The organism is Fontimonas sp. SYSU GA230001 (assembly GCF_040066175.1).
GTDB lineage: Bacteria > Pseudomonadota > Gammaproteobacteria > Nevskiales > Nevskiaceae > Solimonas.
Window position 1 is genome coordinate 1 of sequence record NZ_JBEAAM010000030.1, and the last position, 21,326, is coordinate 21,326.

Here is a 21,326-nt window from a genome sequence, read left to right on the forward strand (position 1 = left end):
CAGTTGTTCCTTTCCATCAGCAAAGCCCAGCGTCCCGCCGCCTGACAGCCCCTCACTCAGATCCGCCCTTCAGGCTCATCTCTGGATTGGAAAGGACTGACTTGCGCTAGACGTTGAAGCGGAAGTGCATGACGTCGCCGTCCTTGACGATGTAGTCCTTGCCCTCGAGGCGCCATTTGCCGGCTTCCTTGGCGCCGGCTTCGCCCTTGTACTGGACGTAGTCGGCGTAGGCGATCACCTCGGCGCGGATGAAGCCTTTCTCGAAATCGGTGTGGATCACGCCGGCGGCCTGTGGGGCGGTGGCGCCGACCTTGACGGTCCAGGCGCGGACTTCCTGCACGCCCGCGGTGAAGTAGGTTTGCAGGCCGAGCAGCTTGTAGGCCGCACGGATCACGCGGTTGAGGCCCGGTTCTTCCAGACCCAGATCGGCGAGGAAGGCGGCCTTGTCGGCATCGTCGAGTTGGGCGATCTCGGCTTCGATCGCGGCGCAGACCGGCACGACGTCCGAACCTTCGGCGGCAGCGTAGTCCTGCACGCGCCGGAGATAGTCGTTGCCATGGGTGAGGCCCGCCTCATCGACGTTGGCGATGTACAGCGCCGGCTTGGCGGTGATCAGCTGCAGCTCGCGGAGCAGCGGGCGTTCTTCTTCGGTCAGATCCAGCGAACGCGCCGGCTTGCCGCCGTCGAGATGGGCCTGCACGCGCTTGAGCAGCTCGTGCCGAGCGATCGCGTCCTTGTTGCCGGTCTTGGCATTGCGGCCGGCGCGCTCGGCGGCCTTGCTGACCGTGTCGAGGTCGGCCAGCGCCAGCTCGGTGTTGATGATCTCGATGTCGCGGATCGGGTCGGTCGAGCCGGCGACGTGGACCACGTCCGGGTTGTCGAAGCAGCGCGTGACGTGCGTGATCGCGTCGGTCTCGCGGATGTGCGCGAGGAACTGGTTGCCCAGACCCTCGCCCTTGCTCGCGCCGGCGACGAGGCCGGCGATGTCGACGAACTCGACCGTCGCCGGCAGTACGCGCTGTGGCTTGACGATCGCGGCGAGCGCGTCGAGGCGCGCATCCGGCACGGGCACGACGCCGACGTTGGGATCGATCGTGCAGAACGGGTAGTTCTCGGCGGCGATCTGCGCCTTGGTCAGCGCATTGAACAGGGTGGACTTGCCGACGTTCGGCAGTCCGACGATTCCACACTTGATACCCATGGCGGTGTCTTCTTGCGGATGCCCGGCGCCGCAGCGGCGCCGAGGCGAGTGGTGGGGGAGTCTACTGGTTGGCGGTGTGCAGCTGCGTGATCGCCCGGTCCCAGCCGCGCGACAGCCAGGTCTCGACCGCGTCGGCGGAGCGGTCGAGGGCGGCGAGGATCGCCGCTTCGTCGTCGCGTCCCGGGCGGCCGAGCACGTAGTTGAGCACCAGATTCTTGTCGCCGGGATGGCCGATGCCGACGCGCAGACGCCGGTAACCTTCACCGAGCGCGCGATGGATGTCGCGCAGGCCGTTGTGACCGCCGTGACCGCCGCCGAGTTTGAGGCGCACGGTGCCGGCCGGCAGATCGAGTTCGTCGTGTGCGACGAGGATGCGGTCCGGCGACAGCTTGTAGAACTGCGCCAAGGCCTGCACGGCCTGGCCGCTGCGGTTCATGAAGGTCTGCGGCTTGAGCAACAGCACATCGACGCCGCCGAGCTTGATGCGCGCGAAGTCGCCATGGAACTTGGCCTCGCGGCGCAGGCTCGCGCGACCACGCCCGGCGAGAAGGTCGGCGAACCAGAAGCCCGCGTTGTGGCGCGTGCGCGCGTATTCGTCGCCCGGGTTGCCCAGGCCGACGATGGCATGCAGGTCGCTGTCCGTTGACATTCAAATGGCCTAACGAAAAAGCCCGCCCGGGCACGGGGCACGGACGGGCCGAACCGGCAGGCCGCGGCACGGGGCCGCGGCCCTTGCGGACTTACTTCTTCTCTTCCTTCTTGGCTTCCGCGGCCGGGGCGGCGGCCGCTGCGCCTTCCACCGGCGCCGCTGCGGGCGTTTCTTCCTCAACCGCCGCGCGCGGCAGGTGGATCGCGACGACCGACTGGTCGTTGCCGTGCTTGAGCTGCATCAGCGTGACGCCTGCCGGCAGCTTCAGCTGCGAGAGGTGGATCGACTCGTTGACATTCAGCGCCGACAGATCGACCTCGATGTACTCCGGCAGATCCTTGGGCAGGCACTCGACTTCGACCTGGTTGAGCAGATGCTCGACGATGCCGCCACCGGTCTTGACGCCCGGCGCGACGTCCGCGCCCTTGAAGTGCAGCGGCACGTGCATGCGCAGCGCCTTGTCGGCCTGCACACGCTGGAAGTCGGCGTGCATGGCCAGACCCGTCACCGGATGGCGGTGCAGATCCTTGAGCACGACCTGCTGGCTCGTGCCGTTGAGATTCAGCGTCAGCAGGTGCGAGTAGAACGCCTCGACCTTGAGCTGCTTGCCGATCTCGTTGGCGGACAGGGAAATCGACACCGGGGCTTCGGTGCCGCCATAGACGATCGCCGGGATCTTGCCTTCGCGGCGCAGGCGGCGGCTCGCACCCTTGCCCTGGTCCGCGCGTGTCTCGGCGACGACGACAAAGTTTTGTTTCATGGAAATCTCTCGAAAAAACAATGGGCTTCCGTCCGCGACCAGACGGAAGGGGCGCGCATTGTACTGGAAAGCCCCGGCGCGGGCGAATTCAGTGCTGCAGCCGCGCCAGCTTGTCCGGGTTGCGGGTGACGTAGAGCGCGTGGATGCGGCCGTCGCGGATGTCCAGCGCGTAGGTCTGGACGAGCCGGCCGGACATGTAGAGGAGCGCGCCGGGCATACCGTTGACCGGGGCGATCTTCAGACCCAGCGGCCCGTGGATCAGGCGGCGTACGATCGCGGGCTTGCGCACCAGTCCGGCGAGGAAGCGCGCGATGCGTTCGGCGCCGAGCACCGGCTTGCGCGCCGACGGCACCTTGCCGCCGCCGTCGGCGTAGAACACCGCGTCGGCCGCGAGCACCTGCTTGAGTCCCTCGATGTCGCCACTGCCCAGGGCGGCGACGAATGCCTGTGTCAGACGCGTCGATTCCTCTGCGGACGGACGGAAGCGCGGCCGGTCGCGCCGCACCTGTGCGCGGCCGCGCGCGGCGAGCTGGCGGCAGGCGTCCTCGCTGCGCTGCAGGGTGCGCGCGATCTCGGGATAGTCGAGATCGAAGACGTCGTGCATCAGGAAGGCGGCGCGCTCTAGCGGCGAGAGCCGCTCCAGCGTCATCAGCAGCGCGATCGACAGGTCGTCGGCGTAGTCGCTGTCGCCGTCGGCGACCAGCGCCGCGTGGTCCAGAAGCGGCTCCGGCAGCCACGGGCCGACGTAGGTTTCGCGCTGCGCTCGCGCCGACTTGATCTGGTCCAGGCACAGGCGCGTGACCGTGCGGCTGAGAAAGGCGCGCGGCTGCTCCACCGCGGCGCGGTCGGTCGCGTGCCAGCGCAGGTAGGCGTCCTGGACGACGTCCTCGGCCTCGGCCAGCGAGCCGAGCATGCGGTAGGCCAGGCCCAGCAGCGGGCGGCGATGCGGCTCGAAACTCGCCGCCGGGTCCGGTTGCGTGCCCGCGCTCATGACCTCATGCGGCCTGCGGCACGGCCTGCGCCTGGCCGGCGACCACGACGCGCGCGCAGGTCTTGCCGTGACCCAGCGCGTACTTGAGCGTCGGGAAGATGCGTGCCGACACCAGAGCAAAGCCCAGTGACACCGGCGCACGCCGGCCCCAGCGCCGCAGCACCTGCGCGCGCAGCGGATCCGCGTCGAGGCTGTGCGCCACCGCGGCCTCGGCGAAGCGGTAGCCGAGCTGCGCATCGGCGGGCAGATCCTGCGGGCGGCGGGCGATGATCGCGCGCAGGGTGTCGGCCGCCACGCCAGCCCGTTCGGCCATCTGCACGACCAGCTGTGTGCACGGTCCGCAATCCTCGCTCATGCTGCCCACGATCTTCGCGGCGAACCAGGCGTCGAGTGGCACGTCCCGGCGATAGCGCGCCAGCGGGATCACGCGGTTGAAGATGAGGAACGCGCGGGGGTCGGCGTCCACCAGGTCGCGGGCGTAGGACATGTCGTAATCGTACGCGCGCTCGAACTTGCCGATCCGGGCGCGGATGAAGGACTTCAGCATGGCGTTCTCTCCCGTGGGTTCACAGGCAAGACGAGCCAGCCGGCGGTTTGTGACATGCCCAAGCGAAAACAGGCGCCTGCGGCGCCTGTCTCCGGATACGGCTGCGCCGCGTCTCAGTCCACGTAGAGCGAGCTGACGGATTCTTCCGCGGAGATGCGGCGGATGGTCTCGGCGAGCAGGCCGCCGATCGACAGCTGGCGCACCTTCGGGCAGGCCTGGGCGGCCGCGGACAGCGGGATCGTGTCGGTCACGACCAGTTCGTCGAGTTCCGAATTGCTGATGTTCTTGATCGCCGGGCCGGACAGCACCGGGTGGGTGACGTAGGCGACGACCTTGATCGCGCCTTCCTCCTTGAGCGCGGCCGCCGCCTTGCACAGCGTGCCGGCCGTATCGACCAGGTCATCGACCAGCACGCAGGTGCGGCCGCTGACGTCGCCGATGATGTTCATCACACGCGACTCGTTGGGCTTGGGGCGGCGCTTGTCGATGATGGCCAGATCGGCGTCATCGAGGCGCTTGGCGATCGCGCGCGCACGGACCACGCCGCCGACATCGGGCGCGACGACGATCAGGTTCTCGTACTTCTGCCGCCAGATCTCGCCGAGCAGCACCGGCGAGGCATAGACGTTGTCGACCGGGATGTCGAAGAAGCCCTGGATCTGGTCGGCGTGCAGGTCCACCGTCAGCACACGATCGGCGCCGCACTCGCCGATCATGTCGGCGACGACCTTGGCGGAGATCGGCACGCGCGCCGAGCGCGGGCGGCGGTCCTGGCGGGCGTAGCCGAAATAGGGGATCACCGCGGTGATGCGGCTGGCCGAGGCGCGCTTGAGCGCGTCGAGCATCAGCAGCAGCTCCATGACGTTGTCGTTGGTCGGTTCGCAGGTCGGCTGGATGACGAAGACGTCCTTGCCGCGCACGTTCTCCAGGATCTCGATCTGGATCTCGCCGTCGGAGAACTTGCCGACGACGGCCTGACCGATGGAGGTTTTCAGGTAGGCCGCGATGTCCCGGGAGATCTTCGGATTGGCGTTCCCGGAAAACAGCATCAGCTTCGAGTCGGACATGGGCCTGCCTGAAGAAAATGGAAATGGCTGGGGCGGATGGATTCGAACCACCGAATGGCGGGATCAAAACCCGCTGCCTTACCACTTGGCGACGCCCCAACGAGGCCGCCCCAGGACGGCTCGGCTCGTGCGGCGCGCATTATAAGGGAAGTCGATCGCTCACCGGTCCATCGCGTCGCGCAGCGGCGAGCGGTTGCGGCCGCGCGCGACGAAGCTCGCCCAGCCCCGCGGCACACGCGCCGCGATGGCCTGCGCCTGCTCGGCGGATTCGCAGGCGAGAAAGACCGAGGCCCCGGTGCCGGACATGCGTGCCGGCCCGAAGCGGCGCAGCCAGGTCAGCGCCTCGCCCACCTGCGGGTGTCGCCGCGTGGTCACCGGCTCGAAGACGTTGCGCGTCTGCCCGGCGAGGAATTCGGCCAGGCCGATGCGCGCGCAATCGCGCTCGAGTTCGGGGTCCGCGTAGATGTCGGCCGTGCGGACGTGCGCCGGCGCCACGACGACCACGAACCAGGGTTCCACGAGATCGACCGGTGTCAGCCGCTCGCCGATGCCTTCCGCCCAGGCGGCCTGGCCGCGCACGAAGACCGGCACGTCGGCGCCCAGGCCGAGTCCGAGGTCGGCCAGCTCGTCGGCGGTGAAGCCGAGGTTCCACAGCCGATTGAGCGCGACCAGCGTCGTCGCTGCGTCGCTCGATCCGCCGCCCAGCCCGGCGCCCAGCGGGATGCGCTTGTCCACGCGGATGTCCGCGCCCAGGCCGCAGCCGCAGGCGCGCTGCAGCGCCCGGGCGGCACGCACGACCAGGTCCTGTTCCGGTGCCACCGCGGCGGTGCCGGCGAGACGGTGGATCTCGCCGTCGCCCCGCGGGACGAAGTACAGGCGGTCGCCGAAATCGAGAAACTGGTACAGCGTCTGCAGCTCGTGATAACCGTCGGCGCGGCGGCCGGTGATGTGCAGGAACAGGTTGAGCTTGGCCGGCGCCGGCCAGGCGAAATCGGCGGTGAACGCGCCGCGGGACGGGTCTTGCATCGTTGGGTCTTGTGGAATCAGGAGCGTGTCGCCAGATCGAGCGCGGTCCAGCGGTCGATCACCAGGCGCAGGCGGATGGCGTCGGACTGCGCCTGCAGCCTGCGCGGCAGATCCAGCACGCCGACACGCTGGTAGTCGTCGTAGCGCAAGGTCCACCCGGATTGCTGCAGGCTCAGCAGGTGCCCGTCGGCATCGACTGCGAGTTGCTGCACCTCGCCGGGTGCCGGGATGCCCAGCGCCCAGGCGCGCAGGCTGCGCAGCGGCAGGTGCCAGCCCAGATGGGTCTGCATCCAGCCCTCCGGGTCGTCGGTGGTCTCGGTACCGTCCTTGCTGCGCACCGTGACGCCTCCGGCATCGCCGTCGATGGCTACTGCGCCGACGCCGAGCGGGCCGTTGATCCGCAACTCGAAGCGATCGTCCGCGTACTGACGCCACAGCAGCTCGCCGCTGCGGCCCTTCGAGTCGGCGAGGCGCCCTTCGAGCGCGAAGCCGAGGATGCCGGCGAGCGCTTCGCGGTGCTCGGTCCAGCGCAGTTCGGTCAGCGCGGGATCGACCTGCCTCGGCGCCGGTGCGCAGGCCGTCACGAGTGCGGCAGCGAACAGGAGGGCGGCGCGTTTCACGGGTTCAGGCGCTCGATGGTTTCGAGGAGCACGGGGTGCTGCGGATCGTTGCGCAGTGCCGCGTCCCAGATGGCGCGTGCCTGCTCGCGGTCATTGAGCACCCACAGCACCTCGCCCAGGTGTGCGGCGACCTCAGGGTCCGGCAGCTGCGCGTAAGCGCGCTTGAGCCAGGTCAGCGCCTGCTCGGGGCGGCCGAGCTTGTACTGCAGCCAGCCCATGCTGTCGTTGATCGCGGCGTCGTCCGGCTCCAGCGCGATCGCGCGCGCGATCGCGGTCTCGGCTTCGGCATAGCGCTGCGTGTGCACCACCAGCATGTAGCCCAGCGCGTTGAGCGCGCGCGCATCGTCGGGTTGCAGGCTCAGCACCTGGCGCAGGTCGCGCTCGGCCAGATCGATCCGCTGCAGGCGTTCGTAGGCCAGCGAGCGGCCGTAGAGCAGTTCGGTGTTGTCGCGATCTTCCGCGAGCGCATCGCTGTACAGCGACAGTGCCGCGTCGTTGTCGCCGCCGTTGAGCAGGATCTCGCCTTCGGTCAGGTAGAAGCGGACCGCATACTGCGGATAGCGTTCACGCAGGTTGCGCAGCAGGACGCGTGCGTCGTCGATGCGGTTCATGCGGCCCAGCACGAGGGCGCGGCGACTCGCGGCGTCCAGCGACGCCGGGCCCTGGCTGACCCGGGCGTAATAGGCCAGCGCCTGCACATAGTCGCGGCGGGCCTCGGCGATGCGGCCGAGCTGCATGGCCGCCTCGTTGGCGCGCGGCCCGTCGAGCAGGAGCAGGAAATGGTCGGTCGCGGTGGTCTGGTCGCCGGCGTTGAAGGCGAGCACGCCCAGCGCGTAGTGCGCATCGACGTTGCGGCGGTCGAGCTTGAGAATCTGCTCGAGCTGCCGGCGCGCGGCGGCGCGCTGGCCGTTCTCCAGCAGCAGCCGGGCGTAGCCCATGCGCGCTTCGATCGCGTCCTTGCCCTTGGGCAGCAGCTTTTCGAGCTGGGCATCGGCCTCGTCGATGTGGCCCTGCCGCACCCAGACCCCGATCAGCAGGAGCGTATGCCGGCGATCCTTCGGCTCCAGCGCCTGTGCCTTTCTGGCGGCCGCCTCCGCGAGTTCGAGGCGCTTGAAATGCAGGGCCAGCACGCCGAGGCCATGATGGGCGCCGGCGTCTTCCGGCCACTGACCGACCAGTTGCTGCATCACCGCGAGCGCCGCGTCGGCACGATCGCGTCCGGCTTGCATCAGCACTTGCGCGACATGCAGGAAACCGTCGCCGATGCCGCCCGCGTGTCCCTCGATCAAGGCGCGGGATTGTTCGAGCGTCGTCGTCAGGTCGCCGCGTCGGATCGACAGGCTGGCGACGACTTCGCGCGGATCGGCGGCATCCGGCTCCAGCTCCAGCCAGCGCCGTGCTGCGGTCAAGGCCAGGTCTTCGTCCCGAGCCGTCACCGCCAGTGCGGTCGCGCGCTGCGCGAGGTCGGCATCGTCGATCAGCGCCAGCGCGGCCAGAAACTCACGGGCCGCCAGCGCCGGGTCGTCGCGTCCGGCCGCCATTTCGCCAGCCAACACATGGAATTGGGCCTGCGCCGTGGCGGACTGCAGCGGTTCGGACGGCGCGTCCTGCGCCAGCGACTGGAAGTCGGATGACGGGCCGGCCGGCCGGGCAGGCGGCGCGAGGGTGGCGCAACCACCGAGCAGCGCGGACAGCGCGAGTGCGCAACAGGAGCAGCGGTAGGGCAGGGGCACGGGAATGGTTCGGGTGGCGGCGGGGCTTCAGCAGACAGACATTATGCGGAAAGCGCGGTTCCTTGCGTCGGAACGCGCGGACGGCGGGTTCCGACGGACCCGCGGCGGAGCACGGCTGCGCCGCCGCCGCTAAAATCGCCGGCAGGACACACCGGTTTGCCATGGCACTCGTCACCCTCGGTCTCAGCCACCATCGCGCGCCCGTCGAGGCGCGCGAGCGCCTGGCGTTCACCGAGGCGGATCTGCCGAGCGCGCTGCAGCGGTTGCACGCGCTGCCGGGGATCAGCGAGGCCGCGATCCTGTCCACCTGCAACCGCACCGAGATCATGGCGGTGACCGCGATCGAGGAAGAGACCCGTGTGCTGGAGTGGTGGCGGCGCGAACGGCAGGTGCCGGAGGGTTACATCGAGAAGTATCTCTATACCCATCGCGACATCGGCAGCATCCGGCACAGTCTGCGTGTCGCCGCCGGGCTCGATTCGCTGGTCGTCGGCGAGCCGCAGATCCTCGGTCAGATGAAGCAGACGTTCTCGGTCGCCAGCGAAGTGCGCGCGCTCGGCCCGGTGCTCGGGCGGCTGTTTCAGCACGCGTTCGCGGTGGCCAAGCTGGTGCGCTCACAGACCGAGATCGGCGCGCACCCGGTCTCCGTCGCCTACGCCGCGCTGCAGATGGCGCGGCGCATCTTCGCCGACTTGCACAGCCAGACCGCCCTGCTGATCGGCGCCGGCGAGATGATGCAGCTGGTGGGCCGGCACCTGCAGCAGCACGGCGTCGGCCGCATCGTCATCGCCAACCGCAGTCTGGAGCGCGCCGAGAAGCTGGCGCGCGAGCTGCACGGTTACGCGATCAGCCTCAACGACCTGCCGAGCTACCTGGGCGACGCCGATCTGGTCGTGTCATCGACCGCGGCGCGCGGCTACATCATCGATCGGGAGGCGATGCAGCGCGCGGTGCAGGCGCGTCGCCGCAAGCCGGTGTTCATGATCGACCTGGCCGTACCCCGCGACATCGATCCGCGCATCGCCGACGTCGAGGACATCTACCTGTACAGCATCGACGATCTGCGCGACGTCATCGCGCAGAACCTGAAGCGGCGCGAGGACGCGGCGCGGCAGGCGGAGGTGCTGGTCCAGGCGCAGGCGGAGGAATTCGCCCGCTGGCTCGAAAGTCGCGATGCGTCATCGACCATCCAGGCGATCCGTGCGCATGCACGCGCCAGCCGCGACGAGGTGTTGGGCAAGGCGCGCCGCCGGCTGGCGTCCGGCGAACCGGTCGAAGACGTGCTCGCCTTCGTCGCCGACACGCTCAGCAACAAGATCCTGCATGCGCCGTCGCAGGCGCTGCGCCGCGCGGACGCGGTCGAACAGGCCCTGCTGCTCAACGCCGCCCGGCGGCTGTTCGATCTGCCGGAAGATTAGCCTCACGTCCCGACGCTGCACTGCACGGCAGGCCGGCAGGCTCCGCCGTCGCGCGGCCCGTCTTACTTCGTTCCATCCACATGAAAGCCTCTCTCATCGCCAAGCTGGAGCAGATGGTCGAGCGCCGTGAGGAAATCGCGCGCGAGCTGGGCGATCCAGTGGTGATCGGCGACACCGACAAGTTCCGCCGCCTGTCGCAGGAGTACGCGCAGCTCGGGCCGGTCGTCGAGACTTTCAGCGCGCATCGGGACGCGCTCAAGACCTTGGCGGACCTCGAACAGATGCGCCGCGACCCGGACGCCGAGTTGCGGGCGATGGCCGAGGCCGAGATCCCTCAGGTCACGGCGCAGCTTGCGGCGCTGGAAACCCGGCTGCAGGGCTACCTGGTGCCGCGCGACCCGCTCGACAACAACAATGTGTTTCTCGAAATCCGCGCCGGTACCGGTGGCGACGAGGCGGCGATCTTCGCCGGCGATCTGTTCCGCATGTACTCGCGTTATGCCGAGTCGCGCGGATGGACCGTGGAAATCCTGTCGCAGAACGAGGGCGAGCACGGCGGTTACAAGGAGATCATCTCGCGCGTGATCGGCTTCGGCGCCTACTCGCAGCTCAAGTTCGAGTCCGGCGCGCATCGCGTGCAGCGCGTCCCGGAGACCGAGGCGCAGGGGCGCATCCACACGTCCGCGGCGACCGTCGCAGTGCTGCCCGAGATCGAGGAGTCGCAGATCACGATCAATCCTGCGGACCTCAAGATCGATACCTACCGCTCCGGCGGCGCCGGCGGCCAGCACGTCAACAAGACCGAGTCGGCGATCCGCATCACCCACGTTCCGACCGGTGTCGTCGTCGAATGCCAGGAGGAACGCTCGCAGCACAAGAACCGCGCCAAGGCGATGGCGCTGCTGCAGGCGCGCCTGCTCGATGCCGAGCGCAGCAAGCAGTCGGCGCAGATGGCGGCGCAGCGCAAGCAGTTGGTCGGCAGCGGCGACCGTTCCGAGCGCATCCGCACCTACAACTTCCCGCAAGGGCGGATCACCGATCACCGCATCAACCTGACGCTCTATCAGCTCGACCGCGTGATCGAGGGTGAACTCGATCCGGTGATCCAGCCCTTGCTGGCCGAGCACCAGGCCGAGCAGCTGGCGCAGCTGGGCGAAACGTGACCCTGGGCCAATGCCTGATGTCCGCGCAGGCGCGGATCGCGGCGGTCAGCGACAGCCCGCGGCTGGACGCCGAGCTGCTGCTCGGCCAGGTGCTCGGCCTGAGCCGTGCGCGGATCTTCGCGCAGCTGCACGACGAACTGCCGCCGGCACAGGCGCAGCATTTCGAGGCACTGGTCGCGCGACGCGCGGCTGGCGAGCCGGTCGCCTACCTGGTCGGTACAAGGGGTTTCTGGACCTTCGACCTGGCGGTCACGCCGGCGGTGCTGGTGCCGCGCCCGGAAACCGAGCTGCTGGTCGAGTGGGGCCTGGAATTGCTGCGCGGTGTCGCGCAACCGCGCATCGTCGATCTGGGCACCGGCAGCGGCGCGCTGGCGCTGGCGCTGGCCAGCGAACGCGCCGATGCGCAGGTTGACGCGACCGATCTCTCGGTCGAGGCGCTGGCGGTCGCGCGCGCCAACGCCGACCGACTCGGGCGGTCCGTGTGTTTCCGTCACGGCGATTGGTTCGGGGCGCTGGGCGGCCGCCGCTATGATCTGATCGTGTCCAATCCTCCGTACATCGCCCACGACGATCCGCACCTGGCGATCTTGCGCCACGAGCCCCTGGCGGCGCTCACCGACGGTGGCGACGGCCTGGGTGCGCTGCGCGCGATCAGCGCCGGTGCGGCAAGGCACCTCGCGGACGACGGCTGGTTGTTGGTCGAGCATGGCTACGACCAGGGCGCGGCGGTGCGAGCGCTGTTCTCGCGCGCCGGATTCGTCGATGTGTCCACGCGCCGTGACTACGCGGGCCAGGAACGCGCGACCGCTGGGCGGAGCACGCAGCGATGACCGATTTCTCCCGATACGGCCGCCAGGTGATCCTGCCCGAGGTGGGCGTCAACGGGCAGGCGCTCCTGCGCGATTCGACCGTTCTGGTGGTCGGGCTCGGCGGGCTCGGCTCGGTTGCCGCGTCGTATCTGGCCGGCGCCGGTGTCGGTCGCCTGCTGCTCGCGGATCGTGACCGCGTCGAGACGAGCAACCTGCAGCGGCAGGTGCTGTACCGCCAGACCGATGTCGGCCGCGCCAAGACCGAGGCCGCGGCAGCGCAGCTCGCGGCGCTCAATCCCGACGTGGTGCCGTGCACGTACGACGCTGAAAACTGGCCCGCCGCGGTGGTGCACGCGGATGTCGTGCTCGACTGCACCGACAACTTTCCGAGCCGCTACGCCATCAACGCCGCTTGCGCGCGCGCGCGCAAGCCGCTGGTCAGCGGCGCGGCGATCCGCTTCGAGGGTCAGCTCGCGGTGTTCGACCTGCGTCGCGGCGGCCCCTGCTACCGCTGCCTGTATCCGGAGAGCGGCGAGGCGGCGGAGCGCTGCGAGGAGGCGGGCATCCTCGGGCCGGTGGTGGGCACGATCGGCTGTCAGCAGGCGCTCGCCGCGCTACAACTGCTGCTCGGTCTGGAGGTCCCGGTCGCGCGCCTGCAGCGCTGGGACGCGCGGCAGATGCAATGGACCTCGCATAAGATCGCCGCTGATCCGGAATGTCCCGTCTGCGGAGAGCGCCGTGACTGACGACGTATTGGTGATGCCGCGCCGACTGGCGATCGAGATCCTGCACGCGGCGCAACAGGCACAACCGGAGGCGATCCGCGGCGTGGTCGCCGCCCGCGACGGACAGCCGGTCAGTTTCCACCCGGACGGCACGACGCTGCCGGCAGGCGTGCAGCGCTGGGCGAGACTGTGGTCGCACCCGCAGTCGGCGGCCATTCCCGGTGTCGAGGAGCTGGCGGACGGCGGGCTCAGCCTGGTGGTGTCGCTCAACACCAAGGGCGTCTTGGAGATGCGCGCCTGGCGTCTCGATGGCGACCGGGCGGCCGAGCAGGTGCTCAAGGTCCGTGACTAGCTGGACTGCGCGGGCCGCTCGTCGCGGCATTGCGCACGCACGGCGGTCTGCCGCGCCCGCTCGGACACGGCTGGGGCACTCTGCGACTTCCTGACGGGTTATTCACCTTTCCGCTTGGATTGGCGGTATTGTGATACGCGTCACACTTCCTCGCCCCGCCACCGCTCACATGGACGACGTCACCGCCACGCAGGAGCTGGCCAGCTTGCTCGACCACGCGCAAGCGGTCGCGCTGCTGCGGCAGTTCCCGCAGCCGCTCGCGCTGATCGAACCGTCGGACATGCACGTCTGCGTGGTCAGCGGGGCGCTCGCCGAGCGCTGTCGCGTGTCCGAACCCGAGCTGTGCATGCTGAGCTGGGCCCAGCTGCGGCAACTGTTCGGTGACGCGGTCGATTGCAGCGACGCGGCGACGCGCTGCAGCCATCTGCACCCGGTCGATCTCAATGGCCGGCGCATGCTGCTGTGGCTGGCCGACCATTGTGCGCTGGAGTCGGCCGGTGAGCCGGCTGCCGCGCGTGACGATCTCACTGGCCTGCTGTCACGGCGTGCGTTCGAGACGCGGCTGCGGCAGGTGCTGGCGGTCCACTCCGAGGGCGCGCTGGTGCGCTTCGAGGTGGACCAGTTCAAGCTGATCAACGACGCGTTCGGCAACGAAGCCGGGAATCGCCTGATCGTCCAGCTCGGACAGCTGATGAACGAGGTCGTGCGCAGCGACGACGACCTGGCGCGACTCGGTGGCGACGAGTTCGCGGTGCTTCTGGCCGAGGCCGACACCGAGCGAGCGTGGCAGGTCGCCGAGCGCGTGCGCCTGCATTGCGCCGCCCAGGGTTTCGAATGGAACGGCCGTGCCTATGGCGTGACGCTGAGCGCCGGCGTCGCGGCGTTTGCGGACGCCTACGGCGATCCGGTCGAGCTGATGTCCGCCGCCGCCACCGCCTGCAGCGGCGCCAAGGCGCGCGGACGCAACCGCATCGAAATCTACCGGCGCGAGGACCGCGAACTGCATCGCCTGCGCGGCGAGCAGTCCTGGGGCGCGCGCGTGCTCGACACGCTGGAGGCGAATCGTTTCGCGTTGTACCAGCAGCGCATCGAGCCGCTGCACGCCGACGCGGGGGTCACGCATCACGAGGTGTTGCTGCGCGTGCGCGGCATCTCCGGGTGGACGCCGCCCGGCGAGTTCGTCGCCGCCGCCGAGCGCTACGGCCTGATGCCGCAGGTGGATCGGCGCGTGATCGCGCGTGTGCTGCGCGAACTGTCCCGATCGCCCGCGGCCGAACGCCCGGTGCTGGCGATCAACCTGTCCGGGCACAGCCTCAGCGACCAGGGTCTGGCGGCGTATGTCGCGCGCGTGCTGGAGCAGAACGAGGTCGCCGCCGATCGCATCTGTTTCGAGATCACCGAGACCGCCGCCATCGCCAACACCGAGCGCGCGGTCGCGCTGGTTTCGGCACTCAAGGCGTTGGGCTGCACCGTTGCGCTGGACGATTTCGGCGCCGGCATGTCGTCGTTCGGCTATCTCAAGACGCTGGCCGTGGACATTCTCAAGATCGACGGTGGATTCGTGCGCAACGCGGCCACCGATCCAGTCGATTCGGCGACGATCGACAGCATGGTCCGCATCGCCCGCCTGCGCGGCCTCAAGACCATCGCCGAATGCGTCGAGGACGAGGCCACCCTGGACTGCCTGCGTGGTCTCGGCGTGGATTACGCCCAGGGTTATCACCTGCATCGGCCGGAAGCCTGGTCGCTGCCCTGAGGCGGAGAGGCGGGAGGCGGAAGGCGTGCCCTACAATGCGCGCCACCTTTTCACCGTCCACGCTCATGCGCCTGTCCAAGCTGCCCCTGCACACCACCAAGGAAACCCCCGCCGACGCCGAGGTCGTCTCGCACCAGCTGATGCTGCGCGCCGGTTTCATCCGCAAGCTCGGCGCCGGGCTCTACACCTGGCTGCCGATCGGCCTGCGCGTGCTGCACAAGATCGAGCGCATCGTGCGCGAGGAGATGAACCGCGCCGGCAGCCACGAGCTGCTGATGCCGTCCGTGCACCCCGCCGAGCTGTGGCAGGAGTCGGGGCGCTGGCAGGTCATGGGCGACGAGATGCTGCGCTTCAAGGACCGTCACGGCAACGATTTCGCCTATGGTCCGACGCACGAGGAGGTGATCTGCCACCACTTCCGCCAGGATTTCCGCTCGTACCGGCAGCTGCCGGTGAGCTTCTACCAGATCCAGACCAAGTTCCGCGACGAGCGCCGCCCGCGCTTCGGTGTGATGCGTGCGCGCGAGTTCCTGATGAAGGATGCGTACTCCTTCCACATGACCCGCGAGGATCTCGCCGCGGAGTACCAGAACATGCGCGAGGCCTACACGCGCATCTTCACGCGCCTGGGTGTGGACTTCCGCATCGTCAAGGCGGATTCCGGGAACATCGGCGGTTCGGCGTCCGAGGAGTTCCACATCCTCGCCGGATCGGGCGAGGACCTGCTGGCGGTGTCGGACAGCGGGCCGTACGCGGCCAACGTCGAGGCGGCCGAGTGCCTGCCGTCGGCCGCGCCGCGCGCCGCCGCGCGCGCGACCCTGGAGAAGGTCGCGACGCCGGGCCAGAAGACCTGTGAGCAGGTGTCGCAGTTCCTGAACGTGCCGCTGACCGGCAAGGTCAAGCTGCTGGTCGTCAATGGTGCCGACGGCGGGCTGGTTGCCATCGCCCTGCGCGGTGACCATCAGCTCAACGAGATCAAGGCGGCCCGGCACCCGCGCATCGCCAGCCCCTTGCGGCTGGCCGATCCTGAAGCGGTGCAGAAGGTGTTCGGTTGTGAAGTGGGCTATCTGGGCCCCGTCAACTGTCCGGTCCCGCTGATCGCCGACCATGCCGCGGCGGCGGTCGCGGACTTCGTCTGCGGTGCCAACCAGAACGACCATCACCTGCGCGGCGTCAACTGGGGCCGCGACTGCGCGGAGCCGGAGACCGCCGACCTGCGCATGGTCGCCGAAGGCGATCCGAGTCCCGACGGCGTCGGCAGCATCCGCTTCTTCCGCGGTATCGAGGGCGGCCACATCTTCCAGCTCGGTCGCAAGTACTCCGAGGCGATGGGGCTGGCGGTGCTCGACGAGAAGGGGCAGTCGGTCACGCCGGAGATGGGTTGCTACGGCATCGGCGTCACGCGTCTGGCAGCGGCGGTGATCGAGCAGTCGCACGACGCCAACGGCATGATCTGGCCGGACGGCATCGCACCGTTCCGCGTGATCCTGTGCCCGATCGGCATGGACAAGTCGGAAACCGTGCGCGTCGCGGTCGAGACGCTGTATGCCGAACTGGCCGATGCCGGTGTCGAGGTGCTGCTCGACGATCGCGGCCACCGGCCCGGCGCGATGTTCGCCGACGCCGACCTGATCGGCATTCCGCATCGCATCGTCATCGGCGACAAGGGACTGACCCACCAGCAGTTCGAGTACAAGCATCGCCGCGCCGACAAGGCCGAGATGATTGCCGCGACGACCGCGGCGGTGCTGGAGAAGCTGGGAGCCTAGGTCATGCTGCCGGCGCGCATCGCCCTGCTCGCGCTGCTCGTGTCGGGCTCTGCGCCCGCCGCACCCGTCGAGCCGCCCGAACCGGAGCTGCGCGACCTGCTGGCGCGCACGGTCGGCGCCGCCGACAGTTTCGAGCATCGCTTCGACGCCGAGGTCTGGCTGCTCGACATGTCGTCGCGCCTGCAGCGCTACGTCGTCGAGGATGCGCAGCGGCTGGAACTGCTGCGGCTGGTGCACAGCGAGGCGCGCCGCGCCAAGCTGTCACCGGAGCTGGTGCTGGCGGTCATCGAGGTCGAGAGCCGCTTCGACCGCTATGCGATCTCCGTCGCCGGCGCCCAGGGGCTGATGCAGATCATGCCGTTCTGGCTCCAGGAGATCGGCCGTCCCGAGGACAATCTGTTCAACGTGCGCACCAACCTGCGCATGGGTTGCACGATCCTGAAGTTCTATCTGGACAAGGAGAAGGGCAACCTCGTCAATGCGCTGGCGCGCTACAACGGCAGCTACGGCCGCATCGAGTATCCGGCGAAAGTCATCGACGCCCTGAACCGGCGCTGGTATCGGGGCTGACGCTGGTCGCTGGAGACGTCCAAGCGCCGGGGCCGGTCATGAGCACCCACGAAGCGAAACTTCAACGCGGCGGTCCAGTGCGTCGCGGGCGTCATCGGTTCCGGAGCCGATGATGTTCTGGCTGAAGCCGACACCGATCGCGGTGGACTTGTCGATCAGCACGGGGGCGTTTGCCCCCAGGCGCGCACGGAGCTGCTCGGCTCGCATCAGCGACAGCTGGTCGTTGTATTGCTCCGAGCCGGTGCGGCTGCTGTGCCCGACGATTCGAAGGCAGTCGCTGCGGGACGAGAAGTAGCGGGCCATCTGTCGAATCCACATGTCGTATTGACTGCGCAATCCCCGGTCGGAGACGAATTCCGTCGAGTTCACCGTAAACAGGAATTTCGTGCTCAGGCTGCCCTCTTCGGCAGCGATCGGCAGCAGCTTGGCAAACGTCTCCTCGGCTGCTTTCAGATCCATTTGCTTGATCTGGGAACGATAGAGGCCGATATAGGTTTTGATGACCTGTCCATCGGGCCGATCGGCGGCTTTCCGGAACAACTCGAGCGCCTGGCGATAGTCGCCACGCGCGAATGTCGTTTCAGCCTCGGCGATGAGCGCGTTCGTCTCCAGCGAGTCGTAGTATTCGTTGTCCGCGATTGCTCCGAGCGGACTTTTCGCGATCGCGACCAGACTCTGCAGTCGCCTGTCGCGGGGGAAGACCGGACTGTCCTGGAACATCTCGGCAGGGGAGTAGTTCAGGTCACGGTTGGAAATCCATGCGTCTGCTCGTGCGACGATCCGCTTGCTCGCTTTCTCCACGATCGTGCAGTAGACGTGATAGCGCTTCTGGTCGTTTCGGCGCTTCTGCTGATACGTGTCGAATATGATCGTCCCGAACAGGATGTGGTCGGCCGCCTGCAGATTGTTCGGGGTCATTCGCTCCACGGAGAAGGTGGTCGAGGCGCGACGAATCTCGTCGAAGACGATGCGCTCGATTTCGGCGGTGACCGCAACCGATTCCCCGCTTTCGGCGTCGACGATCGGTACGGCAACGATGCGGATCGTGGGAGGGGGTTCCTCTGCCTTTGAGGTCTTGAGCTTGCCGGTGACGTCGGGGATCGCCAATCCTGCAACGACGAATCGATCCTGTCCGATCTGTCGAGCCAGGCTGGCGCCCAGCATTCGGATTGCCCGTTCGAAATCGACCGGTGTTCGCGTCACTGATCTGGACGTACAGCTGATCAGCAGAGATGACGCCACGACTGCTGAGATCAGACGGACCAGTGGCTGATGGCTCTGCACGACACTCTCCCTTATATACGCGTGCTGCGCGATCAACGACAGTTTTGCTCAATCTCCCTGGTTTGAGAATCGGTCAGGGGCTGGCCCAGGCCGAACAACAGCAACAATTCATCGCACCTCGGATCGATTGCTTTGGATGCAGACTCGGGCTTTGGGGTCGATGTGCGCTGTCCGGCAGGATCATTCTGGCGGACGAGTCGGATGGGTTCGACCCTTTCGGACGGGGTATTGGCGGAACGGGTGATGTTGTCGGAAGCGGTGTCTCCCGGTGGCGATGCACGCTGTGCCTCGTCCGAGCGTACCGCAACCGGTGCCACCAACGGCGCCAGTCGCGTCTCGGCGGTCGCTGTGCGTTCGGGCGGCCCCGCGCTGTCACCGTCGGTGGCCGGTAGCGCGGCAGCACGCCGGGGTGGTCCGGTCTCGTGAGGGCCGATGACGGTGGCAGCCACCCAAAGGCAAACCGTGCCCAGGCTGCCGAGCAGCAGGAGCCGTTGGCCGGAGGACAATCGCCTCCGCGACCGGTCTTCGAATCTGGTCGGGGCCGCTGTGTCCGCCGCGCCCGGTCGGTCCGGCCCGGCGGTTGCTGCCGGCTGTGCGGCTCCCTCTAGGGCGTATCGATCCAGCAGATCAATCAGCACTTTCGCCGAACTCGGACGATCCGCAGGCGTCTTGGCCATCAGCGTATCGATCAGTGTCTGGTAGCGGGCGTTGCCGGCGGACAGTCTGGGTACCGGTTCGCTGATCTGTCTGAAGATCACGCTGATGGCTTCAGGGGCGTCGTAGGGGACATGTCCCTCCAGCATTTCGAACAGCACGACGCCGAGACTGTAGAGGTCGGTTCGTGCGTCGACCGCCTGTCCGCGGGCCTGCTCGGGACTCATGTAGTGTGGTGTGCCGATGGCCGCACCGGCAGCGGTCAGGCGAGTCTCTCCGGCTGTTCCTTTGACGATGCCAAAGTCTGTCAGAACCGCGTGCCCGCGTTCATCGAACATCACATTTGCGGGCTTCACATCACGATGGACGAAGCCACGCGAATGTGCGTGGTCGAACGCCTCGGCGATCTCCCTTGCAATGGCCAGTGCTTCTGCCGGTCGGACGCCGCGCTTGATGCGGCTGCACAGGTCGCCGCCGCCGAGGAGCTGCATGGCATAGAAAGGGAGTCCTTCGGACTCTCCGACCTCGAATACGGTCACGATTCCGGGATGGTTCAGGGACGCGGCTGCCCTCACTTCTTTTTGGAACCGCCGGACGAATTCCGGTTGACGTCCCAATTCGGGTGGCAAGATCTTGAGCGCTACGCGCCGTCCCAGTTTGGCGTCTTCTGCTTCATAAACGTCGGCCATTCCCCCAGAACCGAGGGGCCTGATGATCCTGTAGTGCGAAAAGCTCGTACCGGCAGTCAGCATCTGGACAGGATAGCCCAAGACCTCGACGGTGCTGCTTTCCGTCGGCTCCCGGCGTATCACCGGCGCCCCGAGTACTCCTCTTGCACCTTGGCGCGCCGATGTCTGAGCGCGCCCGGTTCAGGGCAGCAGGAGATAGTTCGGCAGCCAGCCCATGCCGTGGGCGCCGTCGATCAGGGCCATGACGCCGGCGGCCCAGGCGAACCACAGGGCGTCGAGCAAATGCTTGCGGAACAGGCGCGGGTGCACCTCGTACTGCTCCGGCTCGACCAGTTGGCTCAGTCGCGGAAAGAAACGCGGCACGCGAGCCATGTAATCGAGCCAGGCCTGGCCGTGAATCTTCTCCAGGCGTTTTTCCTCGGTGAGGATCACACCCGGATAGGTCAGGGCGAACAGCACGGCGATCAGCACGCCGACCGTCAGTGTTCCGGACGTGAGCCCGACGCCGACGCCCCCCAGCGAGCTGAAGAAGTACAGCGGATTGCGGCTGGCCGAGTACGGGCCGGTGGTCAGCAGGGTCTGGTTCTTGTAGCCGACGATGTACAGGTTGCACCACAGTCGGCCGACCATCGCCAGGCCGATCAGCACCAGGCCCAGCGCCACGAGGACGCTGGCGAAGAACGCCTGCCGTCCGCTCCACGCGCTGCTCGATATCGCGAGCACAACGAGCACGCCCGCGACCATCAGGCGCGAGAGAACGATGCGGTGACGCTCGATGAACTGCAGCACGGAGATCCCCCTGAATTCCTGAGCGGCGGATTGTAGCGGCTCGGCCGTGGACGCGTGGTCGGGGCTGTCGGCGCGCGGCCGGCTATGGGGCGGCCTCGCGCACCTCGCCGATACGCACCTTCGCGCTGCGGAAGCCGCGCGCGCGCTCGACGGCCTGCACGACTTCGTCGATGGTCGGGTTGGTGCGGATGCGCAGACGCTGGCCGGTGCGAAGCAGGTTCGGATCCTTGAGCGTGTCGAGGTTGGCGTCCCAGATCAGCGGCCACAGGTAGGGATTGCCGTAGATCTCAGGCCGCCCGGAGATGATCCACAGGCTGTCGCCGGCGGCGACCACGTAGCGCTGCGTCGCCTGCGCGAGTTCTGCGTTGAGGGCATGCAGCAGCACCAGCGCCTGGCCGGGATCGCCGGCGGCGAGTGCCACTTCGGCGGCACGCAGACGATCCAGCTGCGTGTCGCTGAGGCCGGTGTAGGTCTGCGCCTTCTGCAGTTCGAGTTCGGCGCGCAGTGCTGCGTCGGTGTCGGCGCGCGCTCGTGTCGCCGCGCTGGACGTGGCCGGCAGTCCGGGCGGCGCGGCCGTGGCGGCGGGCGCGGGGACGGTATCGCGGACCGCCGCGGGGGCGGACGTCGGTGCCGGGGTGCGGGGCTTGGGGGGAATGCGGTGCAGGCCGCAGGCGGAACACAACGCGATGCTGGCGGCGCACAGCGCGAACAGGCGGACAGGGGTGTTCATCGCGCAGACCCTACAATACGGGCC

General features: G+C 68.1%; 21 protein-coding genes and 1 tRNA gene. 8 read left to right on the forward strand and 14 right to left on the reverse strand.

Annotated features, from left to right (window positions below):
- Window positions 1-106: 106 nt before the first annotated feature.
- The 10 genes from ychF to AAG565_RS13935 all read right to left on the reverse strand — a co-directional run bounded on the left by ychF (window position 107) and on the right by AAG565_RS13935 (window position 8,594).
- Complete coding sequence (gene ychF / locus AAG565_RS13890) at window positions 107-1,201, reverse strand: redox-regulated ATPase YchF (RefSeq protein ID WP_348820228.1); 1,095 nt, start codon at window positions 1,199-1,201, stop codon at window positions 107-109.
- Window positions 1,202-1,262: 61 nt separating this feature from the next.
- On the reverse strand, window positions 1,263-1,850 hold the full coding sequence (pth, locus tag AAG565_RS13895; RefSeq protein WP_348820229.1) for an aminoacyl-tRNA hydrolase: 588 nt from the start codon (window positions 1,848-1,850) through the stop codon (window positions 1,263-1,265).
- Between the two features lie 91 nt (window positions 1,851-1,941).
- Window positions 1,942-2,610: a 50S ribosomal protein L25/general stress protein Ctc gene (locus tag AAG565_RS13900; protein ID WP_348820230.1), complete on the reverse strand. Its 669-nt coding sequence runs from the start codon at window positions 2,608-2,610 to the stop codon at window positions 1,942-1,944.
- An 88-nt stretch (window positions 2,611-2,698) separates the two neighbouring features.
- On the reverse strand, window positions 2,699-3,601 hold the full coding sequence (locus AAG565_RS13905; RefSeq protein ID WP_348820231.1) for a sigma-70 family RNA polymerase sigma factor: 903 nt from the start codon (window positions 3,599-3,601) through the stop codon (window positions 2,699-2,701).
- Window positions 3,602-3,605: 4 nt separating this feature from the next.
- Window positions 3,606-4,148: a hypothetical protein gene (locus AAG565_RS13910; RefSeq protein WP_348820232.1), complete on the reverse strand. Its 543-nt coding sequence runs from the start codon at window positions 4,146-4,148 to the stop codon at window positions 3,606-3,608.
- Between the two features lie 113 nt (window positions 4,149-4,261).
- The gene (locus tag AAG565_RS13915; protein ID WP_348820233.1) at window positions 4,262-5,215 is read right to left on the reverse strand and encodes a ribose-phosphate diphosphokinase; all 954 of its coding nucleotides are present in this window, start codon (window positions 5,213-5,215) and stop codon (window positions 4,262-4,264) included.
- Between the two features lie 24 nt (window positions 5,216-5,239).
- A tRNA-Gln gene (locus AAG565_RS13920) sits at window positions 5,240-5,314 on the reverse strand.
- 60 nt (window positions 5,315-5,374) lie between these two features.
- Window positions 5,375-6,241: a 4-(cytidine 5'-diphospho)-2-C-methyl-D-erythritol kinase gene (ispE, locus tag AAG565_RS13925; RefSeq protein ID WP_348820234.1), complete on the reverse strand. Its 867-nt coding sequence runs from the start codon at window positions 6,239-6,241 to the stop codon at window positions 5,375-5,377.
- Window positions 6,242-6,258: 17 nt separating this feature from the next.
- Window positions 6,259-6,861, reverse strand: coding sequence for a lipoprotein insertase outer membrane protein LolB (lolB, locus tag AAG565_RS13930; protein WP_348820235.1), 603 nt, complete (start codon window positions 6,859-6,861; stop codon window positions 6,259-6,261).
- Window positions 6,858-8,594, reverse strand: a complete 1,737-nt coding sequence (locus AAG565_RS13935) for a tetratricopeptide repeat protein (RefSeq protein WP_348820236.1) — start codon at window positions 8,592-8,594, stop codon at window positions 6,858-6,860. Before AAG565_RS13935 ends, lolB begins: the two co-directional genes overlap by 4 nt.
- Window positions 8,595-8,755: 161 nt before the next feature.
- Here AAG565_RS13935 and hemA point away from each other — a divergent pair, with 161 nt between their 5' ends.
- From hemA to AAG565_RS13975, 8 genes are all read left to right on the forward strand, one after another.
- Entirely contained in the window at window positions 8,756-10,012 is a 1,257-nt protein-coding gene (hemA, locus tag AAG565_RS13940) for a glutamyl-tRNA reductase (protein ID WP_348820237.1), read from the forward strand.
- An 80-nt stretch (window positions 10,013-10,092) separates the two neighbouring features.
- Entirely contained in the window at window positions 10,093-11,175 is a 1,083-nt protein-coding gene (gene prfA, locus AAG565_RS13945) for a peptide chain release factor 1 (protein ID WP_348820238.1), read from the forward strand.
- The gene (gene prmC / locus AAG565_RS13950) at window positions 11,172-12,005 is read left to right on the forward strand and encodes a peptide chain release factor N(5)-glutamine methyltransferase (RefSeq protein WP_348820239.1); all 834 of its coding nucleotides are present in this window, start codon (window positions 11,172-11,174) and stop codon (window positions 12,003-12,005) included. Before prfA ends, prmC begins: the two co-directional genes overlap by 4 nt.
- Window positions 12,002-12,730 (forward strand): molybdopterin-synthase adenylyltransferase MoeB, encoded by a 729-nt coding sequence (gene moeB, locus AAG565_RS13955; protein WP_348820240.1) that lies wholly within the window; start codon window positions 12,002-12,004, stop codon window positions 12,728-12,730. The genes prmC and moeB overlap by 4 nt, the downstream gene beginning before the upstream one ends.
- Window positions 12,723-13,061: a hypothetical protein gene (locus AAG565_RS13960; protein WP_348820241.1), complete on the forward strand. Its 339-nt coding sequence runs from the start codon at window positions 12,723-12,725 to the stop codon at window positions 13,059-13,061. The genes moeB and AAG565_RS13960 overlap by 8 nt, the downstream gene beginning before the upstream one ends.
- Window positions 13,062-13,230: 169 nt before the next feature.
- Window positions 13,231-14,817, forward strand: coding sequence for an EAL domain-containing protein (locus AAG565_RS13965; protein WP_348820242.1), 1,587 nt, complete (start codon window positions 13,231-13,233; stop codon window positions 14,815-14,817).
- Between the two features lie 65 nt (window positions 14,818-14,882).
- Window positions 14,883-16,586, forward strand: coding sequence for a proline--tRNA ligase (locus tag AAG565_RS13970; protein ID WP_348820243.1), 1,704 nt, complete (start codon window positions 14,883-14,885; stop codon window positions 16,584-16,586).
- Between the two features lie 3 nt (window positions 16,587-16,589).
- Window positions 16,590-17,156 carry a transglycosylase SLT domain-containing protein gene (locus AAG565_RS13975; RefSeq protein WP_348820244.1) on the forward strand — a complete coding sequence of 189 codons (567 nt, stop codon included), beginning with the start codon at window positions 16,590-16,592 and terminating at the stop codon, window positions 17,154-17,156.
- Window positions 17,157-17,192: 36 nt separating this feature from the next.
- On the opposite strand, the gene AAG565_RS13980 is transcribed toward AAG565_RS13975, so the two are convergent.
- The 4 genes from AAG565_RS13980 to AAG565_RS13995 form a co-directional block, all read right to left on the reverse strand.
- A complete protein-coding gene (locus AAG565_RS13980) occupies window positions 17,193-18,320 on the reverse strand; it encodes an OmpA family protein (protein ID WP_348820245.1) in 1,128 nt (375 codons plus the stop codon).
- A 152-nt stretch (window positions 18,321-18,472) separates the two neighbouring features.
- Window positions 18,473-19,846: a serine/threonine-protein kinase gene (locus AAG565_RS13985; RefSeq protein ID WP_348820247.1), complete on the reverse strand. Its 1,374-nt coding sequence runs from the start codon at window positions 19,844-19,846 to the stop codon at window positions 18,473-18,475.
- 117 nt (window positions 19,847-19,963) lie between these two features.
- On the reverse strand, window positions 19,964-20,572 hold the full coding sequence (locus tag AAG565_RS13990; protein WP_348820248.1) for an isoprenylcysteine carboxylmethyltransferase family protein: 609 nt from the start codon (window positions 20,570-20,572) through the stop codon (window positions 19,964-19,966).
- Between the two features lie 82 nt (window positions 20,573-20,654).
- Window positions 20,655-21,302 (reverse strand): LysM peptidoglycan-binding domain-containing protein, encoded by a 648-nt coding sequence (locus AAG565_RS13995; RefSeq protein WP_348820249.1) that lies wholly within the window; start codon window positions 21,300-21,302, stop codon window positions 20,655-20,657.
- Window positions 21,303-21,326 lie beyond the last annotated feature (24 nt).